At 70.6% G+C, this 19829-nt stretch carries 20 protein-coding genes; 7 read left to right on the top strand and 13 right to left on the bottom strand.

Translation table 11 applies throughout. From position 1 onward, the window contains the following. Positions 1–305 precede the first annotated feature (305 nt). Both ACWGKS_RS05390 and ACWGKS_RS05385 read left to right on the top strand, forming a co-directional pair. Positions 306–1148, top strand: a complete 843-nt coding sequence (locus ACWGKS_RS05390; protein WP_358516121.1) for a DUF5753 domain-containing protein — start codon at positions 306–308, stop codon at positions 1146–1148. Between the two features lies 1 nt (position 1149). Then, positions 1150–1323 (top strand): DUF397 domain-containing protein, encoded by a 174-nt coding sequence (locus tag ACWGKS_RS05385; RefSeq protein ID WP_358516124.1) that lies wholly within the window; start codon positions 1150–1152, stop codon positions 1321–1323. A 75-nt stretch (positions 1324–1398) separates the two neighbouring features. On the opposite strand, the gene ACWGKS_RS05380 is transcribed toward ACWGKS_RS05385, so the two are convergent. From ACWGKS_RS05380 to ACWGKS_RS05365, 4 genes are all read right to left on the bottom strand, one after another. Continuing rightward, positions 1399–2568, bottom strand: coding sequence for a UDP-N-acetylglucosamine--N-acetylmuramyl-(pentapeptide) pyrophosphoryl-undecaprenol N-acetylglucosamine transferase (locus ACWGKS_RS05380; protein ID WP_358516127.1), 1170 nt, complete (start codon positions 2566–2568; stop codon positions 1399–1401). A gap of 319 nt (positions 2569–2887) precedes the next feature. Next, complete coding sequence (locus ACWGKS_RS05375) at positions 2888–3874, bottom strand: sigma-70 family RNA polymerase sigma factor (protein ID WP_358516130.1); 987 nt, start codon at positions 3872–3874, stop codon at positions 2888–2890. A 135-nt stretch (positions 3875–4009) separates the two neighbouring features. Continuing rightward, positions 4010–4408, bottom strand: coding sequence for a VOC family protein (locus ACWGKS_RS05370; protein WP_358516132.1), 399 nt, complete (start codon positions 4406–4408; stop codon positions 4010–4012). Positions 4409–4489: 81 nt separating this feature from the next. Next, entirely contained in the window at positions 4490–4876 is a 387-nt protein-coding gene (locus ACWGKS_RS05365; protein ID WP_358516135.1) for a VOC family protein, read from the bottom strand. Between the two features lie 250 nt (positions 4877–5126). Here ACWGKS_RS05365 and ACWGKS_RS05360 point away from each other — a divergent pair, with 250 nt between their 5' ends. Together ACWGKS_RS05360 and ACWGKS_RS05355 are read left to right on the top strand one after the other, a co-directional pair. Further along, positions 5127–6176, top strand: coding sequence for an NAD(P)-dependent alcohol dehydrogenase (locus ACWGKS_RS05360; protein ID WP_452521819.1), 1050 nt, complete (start codon positions 5127–5129; stop codon positions 6174–6176). Positions 6177–6240: 64 nt separating this feature from the next. Next, a complete protein-coding gene (locus ACWGKS_RS05355; RefSeq protein ID WP_452521817.1) occupies positions 6241–7026 on the top strand; it encodes an SDR family oxidoreductase in 786 nt (261 codons plus the stop codon). 76 nt (positions 7027–7102) lie between these two features. Here the strand turns inward: ACWGKS_RS05355 and ACWGKS_RS05350 are convergent, their stop codons facing one another. From ACWGKS_RS05350 to ACWGKS_RS05320, 7 genes are all read right to left on the bottom strand, one after another. Continuing rightward, positions 7103–7849, bottom strand: a complete 747-nt coding sequence (locus ACWGKS_RS05350) for a DUF1295 domain-containing protein (RefSeq protein WP_452521858.1) — start codon at positions 7847–7849, stop codon at positions 7103–7105. Positions 7850–7908: 59 nt separating this feature from the next. Further along, positions 7909–9219: a cyclopropane-fatty-acyl-phospholipid synthase family protein gene (locus ACWGKS_RS05345; protein WP_358515830.1), complete on the bottom strand. Its 1311-nt coding sequence runs from the start codon at positions 9217–9219 to the stop codon at positions 7909–7911. Beyond that, positions 9216–10457, bottom strand: coding sequence for a cyclopropane-fatty-acyl-phospholipid synthase family protein (locus ACWGKS_RS05340; RefSeq protein WP_358515833.1), 1242 nt, complete (start codon positions 10455–10457; stop codon positions 9216–9218). Before ACWGKS_RS05340 ends, ACWGKS_RS05345 begins: the two co-directional genes overlap by 4 nt. After that, on the bottom strand, positions 10454–11242 hold the full coding sequence (locus tag ACWGKS_RS05335; protein WP_358515836.1) for a DUF1365 domain-containing protein: 789 nt from the start codon (positions 11240–11242) through the stop codon (positions 10454–10456). Before ACWGKS_RS05335 ends, ACWGKS_RS05340 begins: the two co-directional genes overlap by 4 nt. Further along, on the bottom strand, positions 11194–12480 hold the full coding sequence (locus ACWGKS_RS05330) for an NAD(P)/FAD-dependent oxidoreductase (protein ID WP_452521815.1): 1287 nt from the start codon (positions 12478–12480) through the stop codon (positions 11194–11196). The genes ACWGKS_RS05335 and ACWGKS_RS05330 overlap by 49 nt, the downstream gene beginning before the upstream one ends. 85 nt (positions 12481–12565) lie before the next feature. Then, on the bottom strand, positions 12566–12736 hold the full coding sequence (locus ACWGKS_RS05325) for a hypothetical protein (protein ID WP_452521814.1): 171 nt from the start codon (positions 12734–12736) through the stop codon (positions 12566–12568). A 41-nt stretch (positions 12737–12777) separates the two neighbouring features. Continuing rightward, on the bottom strand, positions 12778–13095 hold the full coding sequence (locus ACWGKS_RS05320; RefSeq protein WP_358515845.1) for a hypothetical protein: 318 nt from the start codon (positions 13093–13095) through the stop codon (positions 12778–12780). 169 nt (positions 13096–13264) lie between these two features. Between ACWGKS_RS05320 and ACWGKS_RS05315 the strand changes: the two genes are divergently transcribed. Then, a complete protein-coding gene (locus ACWGKS_RS05315) occupies positions 13265–14740 on the top strand; it encodes a bifunctional phosphatase PAP2/diacylglycerol kinase family protein (protein ID WP_358515848.1) in 1476 nt (491 codons plus the stop codon). Between the two features lie 6 nt (positions 14741–14746). Here ACWGKS_RS05315 and ACWGKS_RS05310 read toward each other — a convergent pair whose 3' ends face one another. Beyond that, a complete protein-coding gene (locus tag ACWGKS_RS05310) occupies positions 14747–15721 on the bottom strand; it encodes a phosphotransferase (protein WP_358515851.1) in 975 nt (324 codons plus the stop codon). Between the two features lie 80 nt (positions 15722–15801). Between ACWGKS_RS05310 and ACWGKS_RS05305 the strand changes: the two genes are divergently transcribed. Further along, complete coding sequence (locus tag ACWGKS_RS05305) at positions 15802–16650, top strand: alpha/beta fold hydrolase (protein ID WP_358515854.1); 849 nt, start codon at positions 15802–15804, stop codon at positions 16648–16650. A 381-nt stretch (positions 16651–17031) separates the two neighbouring features. Next, the gene (locus tag ACWGKS_RS05300) at positions 17032–17973 is read left to right on the top strand and encodes an MBL fold metallo-hydrolase (protein ID WP_358516276.1); all 942 of its coding nucleotides are present in this window, start codon (positions 17032–17034) and stop codon (positions 17971–17973) included. A 56-nt stretch (positions 17974–18029) separates the two neighbouring features. On the opposite strand, the gene ACWGKS_RS05295 is transcribed toward ACWGKS_RS05300, so the two are convergent. Next, positions 18030–19823 carry a stealth family protein gene (locus ACWGKS_RS05295; RefSeq protein WP_358516279.1) on the bottom strand — a complete coding sequence of 598 codons (1794 nt, stop codon included), beginning with the start codon at positions 19821–19823 and terminating at the stop codon, positions 18030–18032. Positions 19824–19829: the final 6 nt, after the last annotated feature.

The raw sequence follows: 19829 nt of genomic DNA, 5'->3' as shown, positions 1-19829 counted from the left end.
CCTGTGTTGTCGTTGGGCTCTGGAGGCGCCGCAATCGCCCCCAGAGCCCACTTTCGTGTCAGCCACCCGTAGGGAAGCTGTTCCGGTCATGAGCTGGCGCTCTCCCGGTGGCAAGGACAGGCTCTGACGCTTCCGGTTCGTCCCACATCCACAGCATTCGGGCTCGTGTGCGGACCTGAGCAGCCCCAAGAGCTGCGTCATCCTCTTCCCTGCTGACACCAGGATGGACTTATCAATTGATAAGATCAAGTAGATCTCCTATATTGATGAGTATGTCTGCTTCGTCGACCGCTAGCATCTCCCCCATGAGCAAGAGGCCTTCACCGACCGTGCGTCGCCGCCGCCTGGCTCGCGAGCTTCGTAGACTCCGAGAAGCTGCGGAGCTGTCGACCACACAGGTCACGCGAGAGCTTGGCTGGGCCGCTGGGCGAATCAATCATCTTGAGAACGGCAGGCACAGGACCGACCCCAGCGCGCTCAGAGACCTCATGCGCCTGTATCGAATCGAGGACACCAAAAAGGTCGATGCCGTCCTCGCATTAGGCCGCCAGGCTCGGGAGAAAGGTTGGTGGCACAGCTACAGCAGTGTCCTCGACGCCGACTATCTGGGATTCGAAGCGGAGGCCTCCACCGTTAGCGTCTACCAGCCGTCCGTCATCCCTGGACTATTTCAAACCGCCGGGTACGCTGCGCTTTCCGCACGGGCGAGTGGCGCGGTCACCGAAGACGACATCGATCAGGTCATCGCAGCACGTCTAGAACGCAAGAAACTTCTTCGCGACGACCTCAACCTCTTGGCCATCGTGGATGAAAGTGCACTCCTGCGGCTGTCTCACTCCCCCGAGGTAGCCAAAGAGCAGATCTCGCACCTCATCGATCTGAGCGAAGGCGTCAACAGAGTCACCCTGCAAGTGCTACCGCTCAGCGCTGGGCTACACGCTTCCATGGGATCCGGCTTTGTCATCCTGGACTACGCCGACGAGTCCGACCCCTCGCTCGTGTATCTGGAAGGGCGCACTGGGGGCACGTTCCTGGAGAAAAAAGAGGAAGTCGATGACTATCGTCAGGTACTCACCTCTTTGATGCGGTCGGCCCTGAGCGAGAACGAATCCCTAAAGGCACTAAAAAACCTTATGAAAGAAGTCTGACGTGGAGTTTCACAAGTCTTCCTACAGCGCCACCGAGAGCCATTGTGTCGAGGTGGCCGACCTGGGCCAGGAAAGAGCCATGCGCGACACCAAGCACCGTGAACTCGGTGCGCTCTTCTTCGGTGCCGGCGAGTGGCGGACCTTCCTCGATACCACCAAGGCAGACCTTCGTTAAGACACCATTTCCCAAATACAGCGCTCAGGCCCCACCCTCTCGTCTGCGGGTGGGGCCTGATGCTTGTCGAGCGAATTAACCTGCGGCGGTCAGCAACACGTCCACCAGACGCTCCGCCGCGTCCGGACGCCCGTGGGCGCGGGCGTTGGTGGCGATCTCCTCGCGTCGGGCGGAGTCCTTCAGCAACGGCTCCACCGCGCCCTGAAGGCTCTCGGGGGTGACCTCACCCAGCAGCGCCACCGCCGCGTTGGACTCCTGCAAGTGGCGGGCGTTGTGGGCCTGCTCGTTACCGGCCGAGGAAGCCAGCGGGATGAACACCGCGGCCTTGCCCAGGGCGGTGAGTTCGGCGATGGTCCCCGCACCGCTGCGGGAGATCACCACGTCCGCCATCGCGAGCACGTCGGGCAGCTCGGGGCCGACGAAGTCGGTCAGGTGGTAGCGCTCGGCCAAACCGGGCGGGAGCTGCTGAGCGCTCTCCCGGAGACCCGCGACGTTGGCCGCTCCGCACTGGTGGACCACGTTCGCCCGCGCGAGCAGCCAGGGCAGGATGGCCCGGACGTTGTCGTTGATCTGGGCCGACCCCTGCGCGCCACCGGTGACGTAGATGGTGGGCAACTGGGCGTCGTAGCCCTCGAAGCCCAGGCCCTTGGCACCGAGTTCGGCCCGGCCGGTGAGGACCTCGGGGCGGACGGGGTTGCCGGTGACGACGGCGTCGCCCTGGGAGGAGTCGGGCAGCAACTCCACGGAGGACTCGGCGGACACCGCGATCTGGGCACCGGCGCGGGCCAGGACCTTGTTGGCCAGCCCCAGACGGACAGTCTGTTCGTGGACGACGAGGGGCTTGCGGCACATGCGGGCGGCCAGGCCGACGGGCACGGCGACGTATCCACCGGTGGCCAGCACGACGTCGGGTTCGAAGTCGGACACGAGCTTGCAGGCCTGGGCCACGCCCCGGGGCACGTTGGTCATGTCCTTGATGTTGGCGGGAGAAGCCAGTTTGAGGGGGTTCTTGGACCGGCGGATCTTGCCGGTGGCCACCGCTTCGAACGCGATCCCGTTGGCGGTCGCCACCCTCTTCTCCAGGCTGCCCGCGGCGCCCACCCACAGCACTTCGAGAGAGTTGCCGGTCGTCTCCAGGCGCTTGCGCAGGGCGTTGATCGCGGTCAGCGCGGGGTAGGTGTGTCCGCCCGTGCCGCCGCCGGTGACGATCAGGCGCAGGTCTCGGTGGTCAGGGGTGCTGTTCACGCGGTTCCCATCCGGGTGGGTGATGAGGTGGTAGGGCCATGGTCGGTCGGCCCCTGAGCACGTTAGCCGGACCAGGGGGCCACCGAGGCCTGGTATCGGGGCGGATCCGGCTTGAATCACCCGGGTGCCCGAACTACTGGGACGGGCGTCCGCCGGGTTCGGTTCACGGGTTCGTGGAGGGGAACGGGCGGGCGCTCTGGGCGGTGTGCGGGCTCGCCCCCCGGGTGAGGGCCGGTTCGAAGTCGACGCGGTCATCGTACAGCCACGGGTGCCCGCCGAACCCGGCGCTCGGCGCACCACCCGAAAGACCGCGTCCAGGTCAGCGGTGCAGTACCGGGTCCAGGCCGAAGAGCGGGAAGAGGGTGGTGTCGAAGAAGACCGAGCAGTGTCCGATCCCCTCCCCCGTCATGGCGAGCACGTGGATGCCGAAGGCCCGGTATACGCCGTCCTCGTCGCGCAGGTACATGGCGAAGGCGGGCTGTCCGTTGGCGGCGGTGGGCACCAGAGCCAGGTCACCGGGCGCCTGGGCCGGGCACTGGGCGTGGACGAGCCGCACGATGTTCTCGGGTCCGCGTACCCAGGTGGCGAACGGTGGCATCTCGAAGGCCGCCTCGGCGGTGAACAGCTCGGTGAGCGCGCCGATGTCGTAGCTCTCGAACGCGGTGACGTACCGCTCCAAGAGCTCACGCTGGTCGGCCCTGGGCGCGGGAACCCGATCCTCCTGTGGAAGTTCCTTGGCCAGCTGGGCACGGGCCCGCTGCAACAGGCTGTTGACCGCCGGGACGGAGGTGTCCAGGATCTGGGCGACCTCGGCGGCGCTGAACCGCAGTACCTCGCGCAGGATCAGCACGGCGCGCTGTTTGGCGGGAAGGTATTGCAGGGCGGCGACCAGGGCGAGGCGGACGCTCTCGCGGTCGACCACCACGGTTCCAGGATCGTCGACGCCCACCCCGAGGCGGTCCGGCATCGGTTCCAGCCAGGGGACCTCCGAGCCGTCGGCCAGCTGGGACTCGGGGCGCTCGGTCGGCCCGCCCAGGCCCGTGGGCAGGGGCCTGCGCCCACGTTTGTCCAGGGCGGTCAGACACACCGTGGTGGCGATGCGGTGCAGCCAGGTGCGCAGGCTGGAGCGCCCCTCGAAGCGGTCGATCCCCTTCCAGGCGCGTAGACAGGTTTCCTGGACCAGGTCCTCGGCGTCGTGCGCCGAACCGAGCATGCGGTAACAGTGCGCGTACAGCTCTCGGCGGTAGGGGCCGATGAGCCGCGCGAAGTCCTGGTCGATCGTCGTTTGCTCAACCACGGTCGTCACGCTACGCCGCACCTAAGACAGAACGGATCGGGCGTGGTCGTTCCTTTGCCGGAATTTCTTCCGGTGAGCCCATGGGCCGGTGGCCGGCACCCTCCGCCGGGCGCCGACCACCGGTGGCGTGGACCTCCTCCGTTCTCAGGCCTCCTGGGGCGTGGCCTCCATGGCGGCCAGGTGTTCGGGGCTGAGCTGGACGATCTGCACGTAGTTGCCGTCGGGGTCCTGGGCGGTGGCGAACAGGCTCCCGTCACGGTCTTCCAGCGGGGCGACCCACGGGGTGCCCAGCTCCTCCATGCGGGCCACGACGTCTCGTGCGTCGGCGACGTCGAAGTTGAGGATCATCCGAGGTGCGTCGGTGGCCCTGGGCCCGATGTCGTCGCGACGGTCGATCATCATGTAGAAGTTCCCGAACCTGAGCACCCGGTAGTCGTCCATGGTGTCGTTCTGGACCGGGTCGAGCACGGCGGCGTACCAGTCGCGCAGGCGGTCGGGATCGGTGCTGGCCAGGAGCATGCTGTCGAGGACGGTGTTCTTCACGAGGTTCTCCCTGTGGTGTCGTTGGTCTGCTCGTTCACCCGTATCCGACTCGGCGGAGGCGGCGGACTCATCGCGGACGTGTCACTCCTGGATGAGGCCGATGACGTTGCCCGCCGGATCGGTGAACCAGGCGACCAGGGGTCCGCCGCCCTCACGGACGATCCCCTTGGCGTCGTGCCGGAACTCCTCGTAGCGCAGCATGGTGATCCCGCGGCGGACGAGTTCGTCGACGGCGACGTCGATGTCGTCGACCGGAAGGTTGAGGACGGTGAACACCGCGGGCGCGTGGTCGGGTTTGGGGTAGACGAGCACTCCGTGGTCCTTGCTCAGGTCGATCTGGAGCAGGCCGTGCCCTTCCATCCCCGGTACCGGCCGGACGTCCAGGCCCAGGGTGGTGCCGTAGAACTCCAGGGCGGTGTCGGGGTCGGGGACGGCGAAGGAGCCGAAGGCCCGGGTGGTGTCGAACATGTGGTCCTCCTCGAAGGCCCTGTCTCATCGAAGGTCGGTGTCTCACCCGTGTGGACCCGGGTGGTGGGCCGAACTCATCGCCTCGGTGGACGTGAGCGGGTCAAACAATGCGGACGATTCCGTGCGTACCCCTTGGGTGACGCACCGTGATCACCGGTGTTACTTTCGCGTGGGCGAGAGGGCGTCTCACGTGGCCCGGTTCGCCGGTGTCCGACAGAGGGCACCGAACCTTGTTCGAGGGAGTTCGCACATGCGCGCAGTGGTGTTCGAGAACTACAAGGAGTTCCCTTCACTCACCGAGGTGCCCAAACCGGAGCCGGGGCCGGGAGAGGTGCTCCTGCGGGTGGCCGGCGCCGGGGCGTGTCACTCCGACATCAGCGTCTACCGGGTGTTCGAGAAAGGGCAGCCCGGCGCCCAGAAGCCGCCGTTCGTCCTGGGGCACGAGAACGCCGGATGGGTCGAGGCGCTCGGCCCGGGCGTGAGCGAGCGGATCCAGGTGGGCGCCGCGTACCTGGTCTACGGTCCGATCGGTTGTTGGCACTGTCGCCAGTGCGCCCAGGGGGTGGAGACCTACTGCGAGAACGCCGCGTCCCTGCCGTACCTGGCGGTGGGGCTGGGCCGGGACGGCGGCATGGCCGAGTACATGACGGTGCCCGCCCGGCACCTGGTCCCGCTGGGCGACGCCGACCCGGTGGCCGCGGCCCCGTTGGCCGACGCGGGCCTGACCCCCTACCACGCGATCAAGGAGGCGCTTCCGTACCTGGCCGGCGGTGGTCGGTACGCGCTGGCCATCGGGCTGGGCGGCCTCGGCCTGATCGGGGTGCAGATCCTGCGGGCGTTGACCGGCGCCACGGTCATCGCCACCGACGTCAAGGAGGACGCGCGCGCCCGCGCCGAGGCGGAGGGCGCGATCACCGTCGGCGCCGGGGAGGACCAGGTGGAGAAGATCCGCGCGCTCACCGGTGGGCACGGTGTGGACGCGGCCTTCGACTTCGTGGGTGCGGCCCCGACGGTGTCCGCGGCCGCGGCCTCCATGGCGCAGGGCGGTCGTTGCACCATCGTGGGCATCGCGGGCGGCACCCACGAGTTCTCGTTCTTCACCAACCCCTACGAGACCCACATGACCAACACCTACTGGGGTTCGGTCGCGGAGCTGTGGGAGGTGGTGGAGATGTACAAGGCCGGGCAGATCCGCCCGGACGTGGAGCGCTTCTCCATGGACGATGCCTTGGAGGCGTACCGGAAGCTGGAGGCGGGCGAGGTCAACGGTCGAGCGGTCGTGACCCCTAACCCGAGCTGACACGGGGGTTCCGGCATCTGCCAGGATTCCCAGAACATCGCCGGACCGCAGTGGAGGAGACGAGATGGATCTGGGAATCACCGGCAGGGTCGCGCTGGTGACCGCGGCCAGTTCGGGGCTGGGCCGGGCCATGGCGCTCGCGCTGGCGGCGGAGGGGGTTAAGGTGGCCGTGACCGGCCGTGACTCCGAACGTCTCCGGGCCACCGTCGACGCCTGCCGGGCCACGGGTGTGGAAGCCGTGGGCATCGAGTGGGACCTGGCCGAGCACGGACGCGCCCGAGAGGTCGCCGAGCGGGTCGCCGCCGACCTGGGTCCGGTGGACATCCTGGTCAACAACACCGGTGGGCCACCGCCCACGCCGGCCCTGGGTCAGGAGCCGGCCCTGTGGCGGGACATGTACGCGGCGATGGTGCTGCCGGTGATCGAACTGACCGACGCGGTCGTGGGCGGGATGCGCGAACGCGGTTGGGGGCGGATCATCACGAGCACCTCCTCGGGTCCGATCGCCCCCATCCCGAACCTGGGCGTGTCCAACACGCTGCGGGCCTCACTGCACTCCTGGTCCAAGACGGTGGCCACGGAGGTCGCCGCGGACGGGGTGACCGCCAACGTCATCGTGCCGGGCCGGATCGCCACCCCACGGGTGGACTCGTTGGACCGCGCCCGGGCCGAACGTGAGGGCCTTTCGGTGGAGGAGGCCCAGGCGAAGGGCCGCGCCTCGATCCCCGCGGGCCGTTACGGCGACCCGGCCGAGTACGGCGCGGTGGCGGCCTTCCTGGCGAGCAGGCAGGCCGCGTACGTGAACGGTTCGGTCATCCGGGTCGACGGTGGTCAGGTCCCGTCGGTCTGAGTCCATGGCCTGAGCCGGTGATCCGAGCCACCGTCCGGGGCGTGCCCGTGGCCCGGCACGCCCCGGCCCCGTCCCTTCAGGCGTGGGGGTCCCGCTTGGGCGGTAGGGGGAAGAAGGCACTGGTGCGTTCGGTGTACTCGGCCCAGCCGGGACGACCGGCCATGTGCTCCTCCATGAGCCGTTGGCCCGATCCCCGGGTGAGCAGGTAGGTCATCACCAGTGGGGCGGGCAGGGTGAACAGGACCCACCACGAACCCGCGGCGACCAGGAACAGGCCCCACCACACGCACGCGTCGCCGAAGTAGTTGGGGTGGCGGGTCCACGCCCACAGGCCACGGTCCATGATCCGGCCCTTGTTGTCGGGGTCGGCCTTGAACCGGGAGAGCTGGGCGTCTCCCACGGACTCGAACAGGAACCCGGTCAGCCACAACAGCACGCCGAGCGCGGCCGGCCACCCGAAGGCCTGGGAGGTGAACGCGCCCACCTGGATCGGCGTGGAGATCAGCCACACCAAGGCTCCCTGGAGCAGGTAGACCACGCGCAGCGCGTAGAGGTTCGGGTCGCCGGGCGCGTTGGACAGGAACCTCTCGTAGCGCGGGTCCTCGCCCTTGCCCCGGCCGCGCAGACCGATGTGCACCGCCAGGCGCAGCCCCCACACGGTGGTCAGCGCGACCAGCGGCCAGACGCGGGTCGGGTCGCCGTGTCCGGTGGCGGTGACCACCACCCCGGTGGTCACCGCTGTGGCCGCGAAGGCCGCGCCCCAGGCGGAGTCGACGACGCTGTGCCGGCCCAGCCGCACCCCGATCGCGAAGGTGGTGAGCATGACGGCGGCCAGGACCAGCGCGGTCACCCCCAGGTTGAGGGCCAGGGCGGCGCCCACGCTCACGTGGGATCCTCGGGGCGGTGGGCCAGGATCTGGTCGACGCCCATGCGCCCCTCCTCGAAGGCGAGCGCTCCCCCGGCCAGGTACAGCCGCCACACCCGCGCGGTCTGCGGGCCGGCGATCCGCACCAGTTCGTCGAATCGGCGTTCCAGCTCCTCGGACCAGGCGCGGGCGGTACGCACGTAGTTCTCGCGCAGCGCCCGCACGCCTCGCACCTCCAACCCGGCGTCCTCGATGAGCGCGACGGTCTCACCGAGCGGGCGCATGTGCATGTCGGGGGCGATGTAGCGCTCGATGAACGGGCCGCCACCGGGGTGGGATCCGCGTCGGGACATCTGCTGTACCAGCAGGGAGCCGCCCGGACGCAGCAGGTCGTGGAGCCGGCGGGTGAAGGGCCCGTAGGCGTCGCGGCCCACGTGTTCGCCCATCTCCACGGTGGCCACGGCGTCGAACCCGCGCCCGACGGGTTCGTCGAAGGTGTCGTCGGCGATGTCGCGGTAGTGCAGCAGGCGCACGTCCACCAGGTGGTCCAGCCCCTCCGCGGCGGCGCGTTCGACCACGTGGTCGCGTTGACGGGCCGACAGGGTCACCGCGTGCACCCGCGTCCCGTGCTCGCGGGCGGCGTGCAGGGTGAGCGAACCCCAGCCGCAGCCCACGTCCAGCAGCCGGTCGCCGGCGCGGAGTCCGAGATCGGCGCAGATGAGTTCGAGTTTGGCGCGTTGGGCCTGGGCCAGGGTCTGCTCGGGCCGGTCGGGGTCCCAGTAGGCGCAGGAGTAGGCCATGGTCTCGTCGAGCAGGAGTTCGTAGAGGTCGTTGCCGGCGTCGTAGTGGTGGGCGACGGCGGCGGCGTCGCGTTCGCGGCTGTGGAGCCGCCCTCCCATGCACGCCTCGACGGACGGCGCGGCGGGTGGTGGTCCCACCAGGCCCAGGACCAGGGCGACGTGGGCCACGCGTGCCCAGTCGAGCGGCCCCGGCACCGAGGTACCGTGTTCGCGCACCGAGGCCCATACGCGGCGCAGGGCGTCGGTGAGGTCGCCCTCGACCTCCAGGCCTGCGGTGACGTAGGCGCGGGCCAGGCCCAGTTCTCCGGGGCGGGCCAGCACGTGGCGCAGGGCGTCGCGGTCGCGTACCGTCACGCGCGGCGCGTTCGCGGGGCCGTACTCGCTGCCGTCCCAGGTGCGCAGCCGCACCGGTGGTACCCCGTTGAAGAAGGCGGCGATCAGGGGGCCCAGCAGGTGGGCCGCCCCTCGTGTGCCTGGGTCTCCCCCGGGTCGGGCGGTGGCGTCGGTAGCGGCACGGGTGGTGGTCATGCGGGACGCTCCAGGGTGATCTGTTCGACGTCGATGATCGCGGACCGGAATCCGGCCTCGCAGTAGGCCAGGTAGAAGGTCCACATGCGGTGGAAGACGGGGTCGAAGCCCAGTTCGCGGACCTGGTCGGCCGCGTCGACGAAGGTGCGGCGCCACACGGCCAGGGTGTCGGCGTAGTCCCGGCCGAAGGCGCGCCGGTGGGTGACGCGCAGTCGGGTGTGGGCGGAGAACTCTCTGCGCAGGGCGGTGATCGAGGGGATGAGTCCGCCGGGGAACACGTACTTGTGCATCCAGGTGTAGGAGCCGCGCGAGGCGCGCATCATGGCGTGCTCCATGGTGATGCACTGGAGCGCCACCCTGCCGCCGGGCCGGGTGAGGCGGTCCAGGGCGGTGACGTAGGCGGTCCAGTACTTCTCGCCCACCGCCTCGATCATCTCGCAGCTGACCACGGCGTCGTAGGAACCGGTGGCGTCGCGGTAGTCGCACAGGCGCACGTCGACGCGGTCGCTCATCCCGGCTTCGGCGACGCGGGCGCGGGCCAGGTCGCGTTGCTCGGTGGACAGGGTGATGGAGGTGACGCGGGCGCCGCGTCGTGCGGCCCGAACGGCCAGTTCGCCCCAGCCGGTGCCGATCTCCAGGAGTTCGGTGCCCTCCTCCACCCGGGCGGAGTCCAGGAGCCGGTCGATCTTGCGTTCCTGGGCTCGGGCCAGTCCGTGGGCATCGCGCGGGTCGTCGGCGGTGAACAGCGCCGACGAGTAGGTCATGGTGCGGTCCAGGAACAGCGCGAACAGGTCGTTGGACAGGTCGTAGTGGTGGCTGATGTGGCGGCGCGCTCCCGCCCTCGTGTTGCGGTCGGAGTCGGGGCGGCGCGGCAGCGTGACGTGTCGCAGTGGTTGCAGGGCTCGGGGGACGAGTCGTTCGTAGTGGTCGGCCAGGCGGGTGAGCAGGGCGACGAGGTCGGGTGAGTCCCACTCCCCCGCCATGTACGACTCACCGAACCCGATGAGGCCGTCGTGGGCCAGGCGGGCGTGGAAGGCCTCGGGGTCGCGCAGCCACAGCACGGGGGTGTTCCCATCGGCGGGCGATGCGACGGTGCCGGTGTGCACACGGATACCGGCCAGTGGGACCGCCCGGGCCGTCACCAGGCGGGCCACGGCGGTGCGCAGCCCACTGCGCGGCACCCGGGCCACGTCGGGCCAGCGTTCGGCGTTCGGGGAGGTGGCTTCGACGGTGGTCATTGACGTGCTCCTCGCGGTTCGTGATCCGAGCGGTGGACGGGCCGCTCCCGTACGGGCAGGCCACGCAGGTAGAGCCGGATGCCGTGGAGGCGGATACGCGCCGCGTCGACCAGTGGCGCCATCGGGTAGCGCAGGTTCAGCCACAGCAGGGTGGCCCGGGTGAGGGGACGTCGCAGGCCGCGTACCGAGGCGGTGAAGGGCGGATGTCCCTCGCGGTGCAGGGTCACGGTCAGGTCCAACCGCTCGCCGGGTTCGGGCAGGGAGAGCCGATAGTGGCCGTCGACGTCGTTGAACGGGGACACGTACAGGGCCTTGTCCACTCGGGCCCGGCCGCGTTCGTCGGGGCGCAGGAGGTAGCGGTGGCGGTCGCCGTAGGTGTTGTGCACCTCGGCGACCACCACCCGCGACACACCGTGGGGGTCATGGCACCAGTACACGGTCAGTGGATTGAACACGTATCCGAACACGCGGGGGTGGGCGAGCATGAACACGCGCCCGCCGGGCGGTTCCACGCCCCGGTCGCGCAGGTAGGAGTCCAGATCGGCGCGGATCGTGGCCGCCCGCCCGGAACCGTGGTCGGCGGGGTGGAAGCCGGCCAGCGGACGCAGGAGCCGGGGCGGTCGCGGCGGGTGGTCCAGGTCGACGAACCAGTAGAGGGTGCGGTGGGCGAAGGCGTACCGCACCGGGGCCGACCGCACGTGGCGGACGGTCGCCTCGTACAAGGCGGGTGTGCGCCTCACCAGACCCTGCCCAGGGCCGCGGCGGCTTCCGCGCCGGCCCGGCATCCGTCCTCGTGGAAGCCCCAGCCGTAGTGGGCGCCGGCGTAGGCGAGGGTGGGGCCGTCCAGGGAGCGCAGACGACTCTGGGCCGCGACCGACTCGGGGGTGAAGACCGGGTGGGCGTAGTCCATCGCGGCCACCACCTTCGCGGGGTCCACGTCCGCGTCGTCGTTGAGCGTCACGATGTAGTCGTCCCCCTCCGGCAGCCCCTGAAGCCGGTTCATGTGGTATCCGACCCGAACGGGGGCGCGGCCAGGGGCGCAGGCGGGCAACCGGTGGTTCCAGGACGCCCAGGTGGCGCGGTCGTCGGGTAGTACGGAGGTGTCGGTGTGCAGCAGGGTGCGGTTGCGCGTGTAGGTGAAGGCGCCCAGTACCTCGCGTTCGGTGTCCGTGGGCTCCTCCAGCAGGTCCAGGGCCTGGTCCGCGTGGGTGGCGACCACGGCGGCGTCGAAATCGGCCGTTCCGGAGTCGGTGCGCACCCGTACGCCGCCCTCGCTCCTGGCCAGCCCGCGCACCGGGGTGCCGGTGCGGACCGAGCGCAGGTTCTTGGCCACCCGTTCGACGTAGGTGTGCGAGCCGCCCTCGACCGTGCGCCAGCGGGGTGACCCCCAGATCCCGAGCATGCCGTGGTGTTCCAGGAAGGTGAACAGGTGGCGGGCCGGGTACTCCAGGGCGGTGCCCGCCGGGCAGGACCAGACCGCCGAGACCAACGGGAGCAGGAAGTGGGCGGTGAAGTAGGGGGTGAAGCGGTGGCGTTCGACGAAGGCGCCGAGGCTGGGACCGACCGCGCCCCGCTCTTCGTCCAGGCGTCGGGCGGTTCGGAGCAGGCGGTTCGCGGCCCGGTGGAAGCGGGGGACGTCGGCGAGCATGCGCAGGTAGTCGACGCTCGCCCTGGAACGGTCGGGCCACATGGCCCGGAGTCCTCGGGCTCCCGCGTACTCCAGTCCGCAACCGGCGCAGCTCACCGACAGGCTCATCTCGGTGGGGCGGGTGGGGACGTCGAGTTCGTCGAACAGGCGCAGCAGGTGGGGGTAGGTGCGGCGGTTGTGGACGATGAAGCCGCTGTCCACGCCCAGTGGTTCGCCGTCGGGCCCGGGAACGTCGTGGGTGTGGGCGTGTCCGCCGAGCCGGTCGTCGGCCTCGAACAGCGTGACGTCGTCGTGACGGTGCAGGACGTGGGCGGCGGTGAGCCCGGAGATCCCGCCGCCGATCACCGCGACCCGCCGTCTGTGGTGTGTGCTCATGCGCCCTCTCGTGTGGGGTGGTGCGACCATCACGAGGTATTCGGTGCCAAGGGCCGGGCGGATGGGTCCCGTGGCAAGGCGTGGGTCAGGGGACGAGGGCGTGGACGGCGGTGAGGTGGGAGAGGACACGGCCCCGGGAGTCCACGCCCAGCGCCTCGAACACCCACCGGGCGTCGGGTCCGGGTGGGCGAAGGAAGTCGGCGTGTTCTCCCGGTACGCCCCGTCCGGGCCCGGCGAAGGTGTCCGGGGCGGGCACGGTCGCGGCCCCGGTGGGCGGCGCGAACTCGGGGTTCGGCGTCAGACCTTCTCGGAGGGCCGCGGGCCGAGTCCGAGGGCGGAACGCAACTCGTCGCAGGCCGCCGCGCAGGTCTCGTCGAAGGTCACCACCTCGACCGGTCCGCCCCGCGCCCATCGGGCGAGCTGGTCGTGCCACTCGCCGCGCGGCATGGACACCGTGTCGGGTGGGGTGACGTCCTCCCCGACCACCACCGGGAGGCCGTCGGTGAGGACGGTGACCCGGTGCTCGGGGTAGGCCCGTGCGAGGTCGGTGTCGAGGGGACCGGAGGAGTGCAGGACCACGACGTGGGTCTGTTCGGGGCTCTCGTTGGTGGTCATGGGCGCCTTTCCTTGGGGGAACGCGCCCAGAACCCTACTCGCCCAGGACCCCTCCGAAACGTGATCCACAGGGCCGATTCCGGTCACCGGTCCGGCGGCGGATCCCGCCGGGCCCTTCGTCGCCGCCGAGGGAATGGACAACTCATCCGATTCCCACCAGGCTGGGCGCATGCGAATCCTGCGTCACCTACAACGCATCGACAAGAGCGTCTACGACAGGGTGACCCGGGTGGGCACCCCACGGCTGGACGGCTACACGCCGCGGTTCGTTCAGGCCACCGACCACATGGCCCCCTGGATGATGGTCTCGGCCACCCTCGCGGTCACCGGCGGTCCCAGGTTGCGGCGCACCGCGCTGCGGGCCATCGCCGCGGCCGGCCTGGCCAACGCCGCCGCCTCCGGGATCAAGTACCTGGCGCGGCGGCCCCGACCGGACAGTTCGGCGATCCCCGCCGCGAGGTTCCCCTACCGGGCCTACTTGAGTTCCTCCTTCCCCTCCGGGCACACCGCCGCCGCGTTCGGGTTCGCCGGTGGGGTGGCCGCGGACGCGCCCAGGCCCCTGTCGGCGCTGGTGATCGCGCTGGCCGGCGCGGTGGGGTTCTCACGGGTGCACAGCGGCGTGCACTACCCGGGCGACGTGCTCGGCGGGATGGCGGTCGGGTTCGTCTCCGCCCTGGCCGCGCGGGCGCTCATCCCGCCCAGGCCCGAACTCGTGCACGGCGCGAGCACCGTCCCCGCCGGCGAGGCCGACGTGGACCCGGAAGGGGCCGGGGTGACGCTGGTGCTCAATCCGCGTTCGGCCGAAGGCGCCCTGCCCAGTCTCTCCATGACCGACACCACCACCCGGGTGGCCCGGCAACTGCCCCGAGCACGGATCATGCCGATGTCGGCCGACGACGACATCCTGGAGGTGATGGACAAGGCCGCACGCGACTGCGAGGTGCTGGCGGTGGCGGGCGGCGACGGCACGGTGAACGCCGGTGCGACCGCCGCACTGGCGCACGACCGTCCCCTGTTGGTACTACCGGACGGCACCCTGAACAACTTCGCCCGCACCCTGGGGCTGACCTCGGTGGACATCTCGTTGCGCGCCTTCGCCGACCGCCGTCTGGCGCGGGTGGACGTGGGCGAGGTCGACGGGCACGTCTTCCTCAACACCTCCTCGTTCGGGTCCTATCCGCACATGGTGGAGCATCGGGACCGGTGGGAGCAGCGGATCGGCAAGTGGCCGGCGTTCGCGTTGGCGCTGTGGCGGGACCTGCGGGAGGTGCGGCCCACCCCGGCCCTGGTGGACGGACGTCCGGCCAAGGTGTGGTGGGCGTTCGTGGGCAACTGCCGGTACCGGACGCACGCGCGGGTGCCGGGGCTGCGCGAGCATCTGGACGATGGACGTTTGGACGTGCGGGTGTTGTGCGCCCGGTACCCGTTCCCCCGGTTGCGCGCCCTGATGGACGTCCTGTTGGGGCGGCCGTTGTCGGGGCGGGGCTACAGCGAACGCCTGGTCGAGTCGTTGACCCTGGCCATCCCCTCCCGGCCGAGGTTGATCGCGGTGGACGGCGAGGTCATGGAGGGCTCGCCGACGATGTCGTTCCGCAAGCGTCCGGCGGCGCTGCGGGTGTTCGTGCCCGCGGGGCAGGGACGCTGAGGGTTCTCAGGCGGCCAGGCGGGCGAGTACGCCTGCCAGTTCCGCGAGTGCCTGTTCGGTGTCGGGGGTGCTCCGGTGCTCGGCGCCGAACAGGTCCACGAACTCCACCACGTCCCGCAGGTCCCAACGCAACCGGTACAGGTCGAGCAGGTCGGGGTCGGGAACGTGCCCGGAGGCGTCGGCGTAGCGGGCCAGGGCCTCGGGGTCGTCGGTGACCGGCCATAGGTCGCGCTCGGGCACGGCGACGCCGACGGTGTCCCAGTCGACCAGCAGCGGCCGGTCGTCGCGCCACAGCAGGTTGCCCGGATGTGGTTCGCCGTGGGTGATGACGGCCCGGGCCGGGTCGACCGAGGCGGCCCGGTGCCCGAACCCGCTCAGGTGGGCGCGCAGGACCGCGCCGTACTCGTCGAGGAGGTCGGCGACGGCGCCCGACAGGGGCCCGTGGTCGCCGAGCCCGCGAGGGTCCTCGGCCAGGGCGGCCAGGTGTTCGGCGCCCTCCAGGGCGACCGGGAGCGTGCGCGCGGTGCCCGGGGGCGGACACCGGTGCAGCGCCGCGAGCGTGTCCAGGACCCGGTCGCGGCGGGCCGGTTCCAGGACCTGGCCGAATTCCCCGGAGGCGCCCTCCACGTGCGGGAAGACGCTCAGGGCGTAGCGCGCGCCGACAGTGTGGACGGTGGCGCCGGACAGCGAACGCAGTGGTGCCACCACGAAACCCAGCCCGGCGTCGTCGTGCAGTCGGGCCGCGGTGTCCATGGCCCCTTCCAAACGGTCGAGCACCATGTGCGGGTCCTCACCGAGGAAGGTCTTGTGCTCCAGGTCGGCCAGGGTGAGGAACCAGCGTCGCCCCGCGGTGTCGGTGGCGCTCCAGTGGTGGTCACCGAAGCCCAGGGGCACGTGGGTCAGCGCCACGGCGGACACGCCCCAGGCGTTCAGGGCGGGCAGGAGGCGATGTTCGTCGAGGTCGGCGGGCTCGTCTCGCATACCGCGGACCGTAGCAGCCCCCTGGTCCGGGTGGTACAAACCCCTTGCCCATGGGGGTCCGTGCCGCGAGGATGACGATCATGCCCACCTTCGAAGCTCCCGACGGCGCGCGCCTGTCCTACCGATCCGACGGACACGGCGAACCGCTGTTGTGCCTGCCCGGCGGCCCCATGCGCGCCTCCGCCTACCTCGGTGACCTGGGCGGACTATCCGCCCATCGCCGGCTCGTCCTGCTCGACCTGCGCGGAACCGGTGACTCACAGGCCCCCGAGGACGATTCCGGGTACCGCTGTGATCGGCAGGTCGCCGACGTGGAGGCGCTCCGTGTCCATCTGGGCCTGGAACGGATGGACGTGCTCGCCCACTCCGCGGCCGGGGATCTGGGGCTGCTGTACGCGCTCGCCCACCCCGACCGGGTGCGTTCCCTGGTGCTGGTGACCGCTCGGCTGCGCTCCCTGGGGATCGAGTTCACCGACGGGCACCTCCAGGAGGCCGCCGCCCTTCGTTCCGGTGAACCCTGGTTCGAGGCGGCGTTGCGGGGCTACACGAACCTGGCGAACGGTTCCACCTCCGGCGAGGACTGGGACGCGGTCATGCCGTTCTTCTACGGGCGCTGGGACGAACGGGCCCGGGCACACGCGGCCACCGGGGTCGAGCAGTCGAACGAACACGCGGCCGGGCTGTTCTCGCCACCGGACGCCTTCGGCCCGGAGGCGGGCCGCGCGGTCGTGGCGTCCTGGGGTGTTCCGGTCCTGCTCCTGGCCGGAGAGCTGGATGGTGCGCCTCGGCCGCACGTCGCCGTGGATGCGGCACGGTTGTTCGACGACGCCCGCACGGTGACGCAGCCCGGTGGTGGGCACTTCCCCTGGTTGGACGATCCGGCCTTCTTCAGCGACGCCGTCGCGAGTTTCCTAGACCGGCGTCGCTGAGGCTCACTCGGTCTCGGCGGCCTGGATCGGTAGTGGAAGGGCCTCCGTGTTCCCGTCCACCTTGAGGGCGTCGGTGTCGGTGCGTCGCCACAGGGCGAGCAGCCGGGGGGGGGGGGGGGCGCGGCGCCCCCCCCCCCCCCCGGGGCCCCGGGGGGGGGGCCCCGGGGGGGGGGCGGGGGGGGGGGGGGGGGGGCCCCCCCCCCCCCCCGCCGGTGTTCCCCGGTGTGGTCGACCGTCCAGGCGTGGCCGGTGTCGGCGGCCCAGATCCTTCGCGCGGTCCACGGCGGTGTGTTCGAGGTTCTTGAAGCGATCCCCGCCTACGGAACGTGACCGCGCGTTACGCTGTCGGGTCGACGATCGGGCATCAACGAAGGGACGCACGTGGGCGAGGCGACGGGTACCGGACCGGAGAGCGGGGCACTGCACGAGGTCGTCGACGGGGTGTACGCCTGGGTGCAACCCGACGGCACCTGGTGGGTGAACAACGCCGGCGCCGTCACCGGGACCGAGGGCACGTTGGTGATCGACACCTGCGCCACCGCCACACGCACCCGCCGCTTCCTGGACGCCCTCGCGACCGCCACCGACGACGCTCCCGTGCGCTGGGCGCTCAACACCCACCAGCACGGCGACCACACCTACGGCAACAGCCTGCTGCCCGACTCGACCGTGTTGATCGGGCAGGCCGCCATGCGCGAGGCCCTGGAGAACGACCCGCTGTTCGAGAGCCTCCCGCCCGTGTGGAACCCCGTCCCCGACTGGGGCGACGTCACCCGCAGGGTTCCCTCGGTGACCCTGGACCGGGAACTCACCCTGCACCCGGGCGGGCGCCGGGTCGACCTGCGCCACCCCGGATACACCGCGCACACCCCCGGCGACGTGGTGGCCTGGCTACCACAGGAGAGGGTGCTGTTCACCGGGGACCTCATCTTCCACGGGTTGACCCCGCTGGTGTTCATGGGTTCGTTCGACGGGGCGCTGCGCTCATTGGAGTGGGTGCGCTCCTTCTCCCCCGAACACGTCGTACCCGGGCACGGCCCGGTGTTCCAGGCCGGCGACCTGGACGAGGTCCTGGCCGCGCACGAGCACTACTACCGGTTCGTGCTGGCCACCGCCGAGGACGCGGTGCGTGAGGGGCGCACCCCGTTGGAGGCCGCCCGCGCCGCCGACCTGGGCGGGTTCGCCGACTGGGCCGACGCCGAACGCATCGTGATGAATCTGCACCGCGCCCAGGCCGACCTGACCGGTGAGGCGATGGATCTGCGACGGGCGCTGAAGGACGCGGTCGAGTGGAACGGCGGCCCGATGTCCACGTCCCTGTGACGGACGGAACGAACCCGATTCCCGGGGCGCGGCCCTCGTCCGCGCCCCGGGAACGATCAGGCCGCGGCCTCGGTGCGCGACGGGGCGTCCTCACCGACGAGGACGTCGGCGCGCTCGAACGGCGACGGGAACGGGAAGCGACGCTCCAGGTAGTCGCGGAGCATCCCGGCCACCTCCTCCTGGCGTTCGGGCGGGGTGTCGAAGTCGTTCAGGCACAGGAAGTCGAACGGTGCGTCCAGGCCCAGCTCCGCCAGGTTCTCCCGCGCCTGCGCGGTACCGATGTCGATGTAGCGGGTGCGGTACTTGCCGCGCACCCCCTGCCCGCTGAAGAGGGCGTAGTACTGGTGCAGGGTGGTGGCCGGGGCGATGTCGCTCGGGTGCCGGAAGCGCGAGCGAGCCGTGCGCTCGATGTCCTCCCGGTAACGCTCCTCCAGTTCCCGGTGGATCCGACGCGACTGTGGCAAGGGGGCGTGGCGCACCTTCTGGGCGATGGTCGCGCCGAAGTCCTCCATGAGCAGTGCCCGGGCGTTCTTGCCCGCCCAGTTGGGGGCGACCTCCTCGGGGATGGGGGCGCCCACGCCGATCTGGTGTCCGGAGAAGGGCAGCCGGACGATCCCGTTGGAGTGGAAGAAGTACTCGGCTCCGACCTGCTTGGCGAAGAAGACGTCGTCGTTGAGGTAGAGGTAGTGCTCCGACAGGCCCTCGATGTGGTGCAGTTGGGTCTCGATGGCCCGTGAGCTGAACACCGGCAGCGCGTCGGGGACGGTGAAGATGTCGCGGTGGTCGACCACGGTGAGGCCCGGGGCGTCGGTGTCGAGCCAGGAGGGCACCTGCGCGTCGGTGACCAGGTAGACGTGGCGAACGAACGGTGCGTACATGCGCAGTGAGCGCAGCGAGTAGCGCAGTTCCTCGTGGTCGGTGTAGCGCGAGGAGTTGGCGGCGTGGGAGGCCAGGTCGACCACCTCGCCGCTGTGGCGGGCGCGCTTGGCGGCGTGCACGGGGTCGGCGCCGTCGACCCAGGTGTAGACGACGTCGACCGGGAATCCGACGTCCTCGGGGTGTCGGTGCGAGAACGGTTCCAAGGTGGGCAGTTCGCGCCCTCGGACGGTGAGCGTGGCGGATCTTCGCGCGTCGGTGGTCAATACGTCGGCGATCCGGTTGGGGCGCGGGCCCAGTAGCGCTCCGTCCATCGCGCCCACGGGGATCTTGACGCGGAGCCGGTCGAGGGCGTCTTCGGCCCGTTCCCCGGCCAGGACCTTGGTGGCGTCGCGCCAGAACTCGACGTCGCAGCCGTGGTCGAACCCGCCGAACTCATCCTCGTGTTCGGACAGCAGGAGTTCGGCGAAGCGGATCACCAGGCCGCTCTTGACCTCGGCGTCCAGGGCGCCGTCGACGTAGGCGGAGGTTCTGGCGACCTTACCGTCGGGGCCGGGCGCGACGGCGTACAGAGGACCGTCGTCGTGGAGTTCGCGCATGGCCTCCAGCAGGTCCTTGCGCCGGGAGCGGTGTACGCCCAGGACGTGGCGTCGTGGGGAACGGCCGGGCACGACGAAGTGGTCGATCCCGGCGTGTTCCAGGGCGCGCAGGACCAGGTCCAGGTTGCGGTCGGCGGCTCCGGCGGCGGTGTAGTCCCGCACGACGCGACCGATGCGCTCGGTGCCCTCGACGGTGTAGGAGCGCAGGTTCGGGTCGGAGTCCAGGAGGGCGGCGCGGCGTCGGGTGACGCGCTCCAGACGGCGTTCCTCCTTGGCCCGTGCCCGTTCTCTGAGGCGTTCCTCCTCTCGACGGGCCCTGACGGAGTGGGGGATCAGGAGTTCGGCAGCGCGCTTCAGGCGGGCTGTCACGAGCATGGACGG

This window comes from Nocardiopsis sp. NPDC055879, assembly GCF_053615935.1.
Note: the sequence above shows the minus strand (reverse complement) of the source record. Positions and strands in the feature narration are given on the sequence as shown.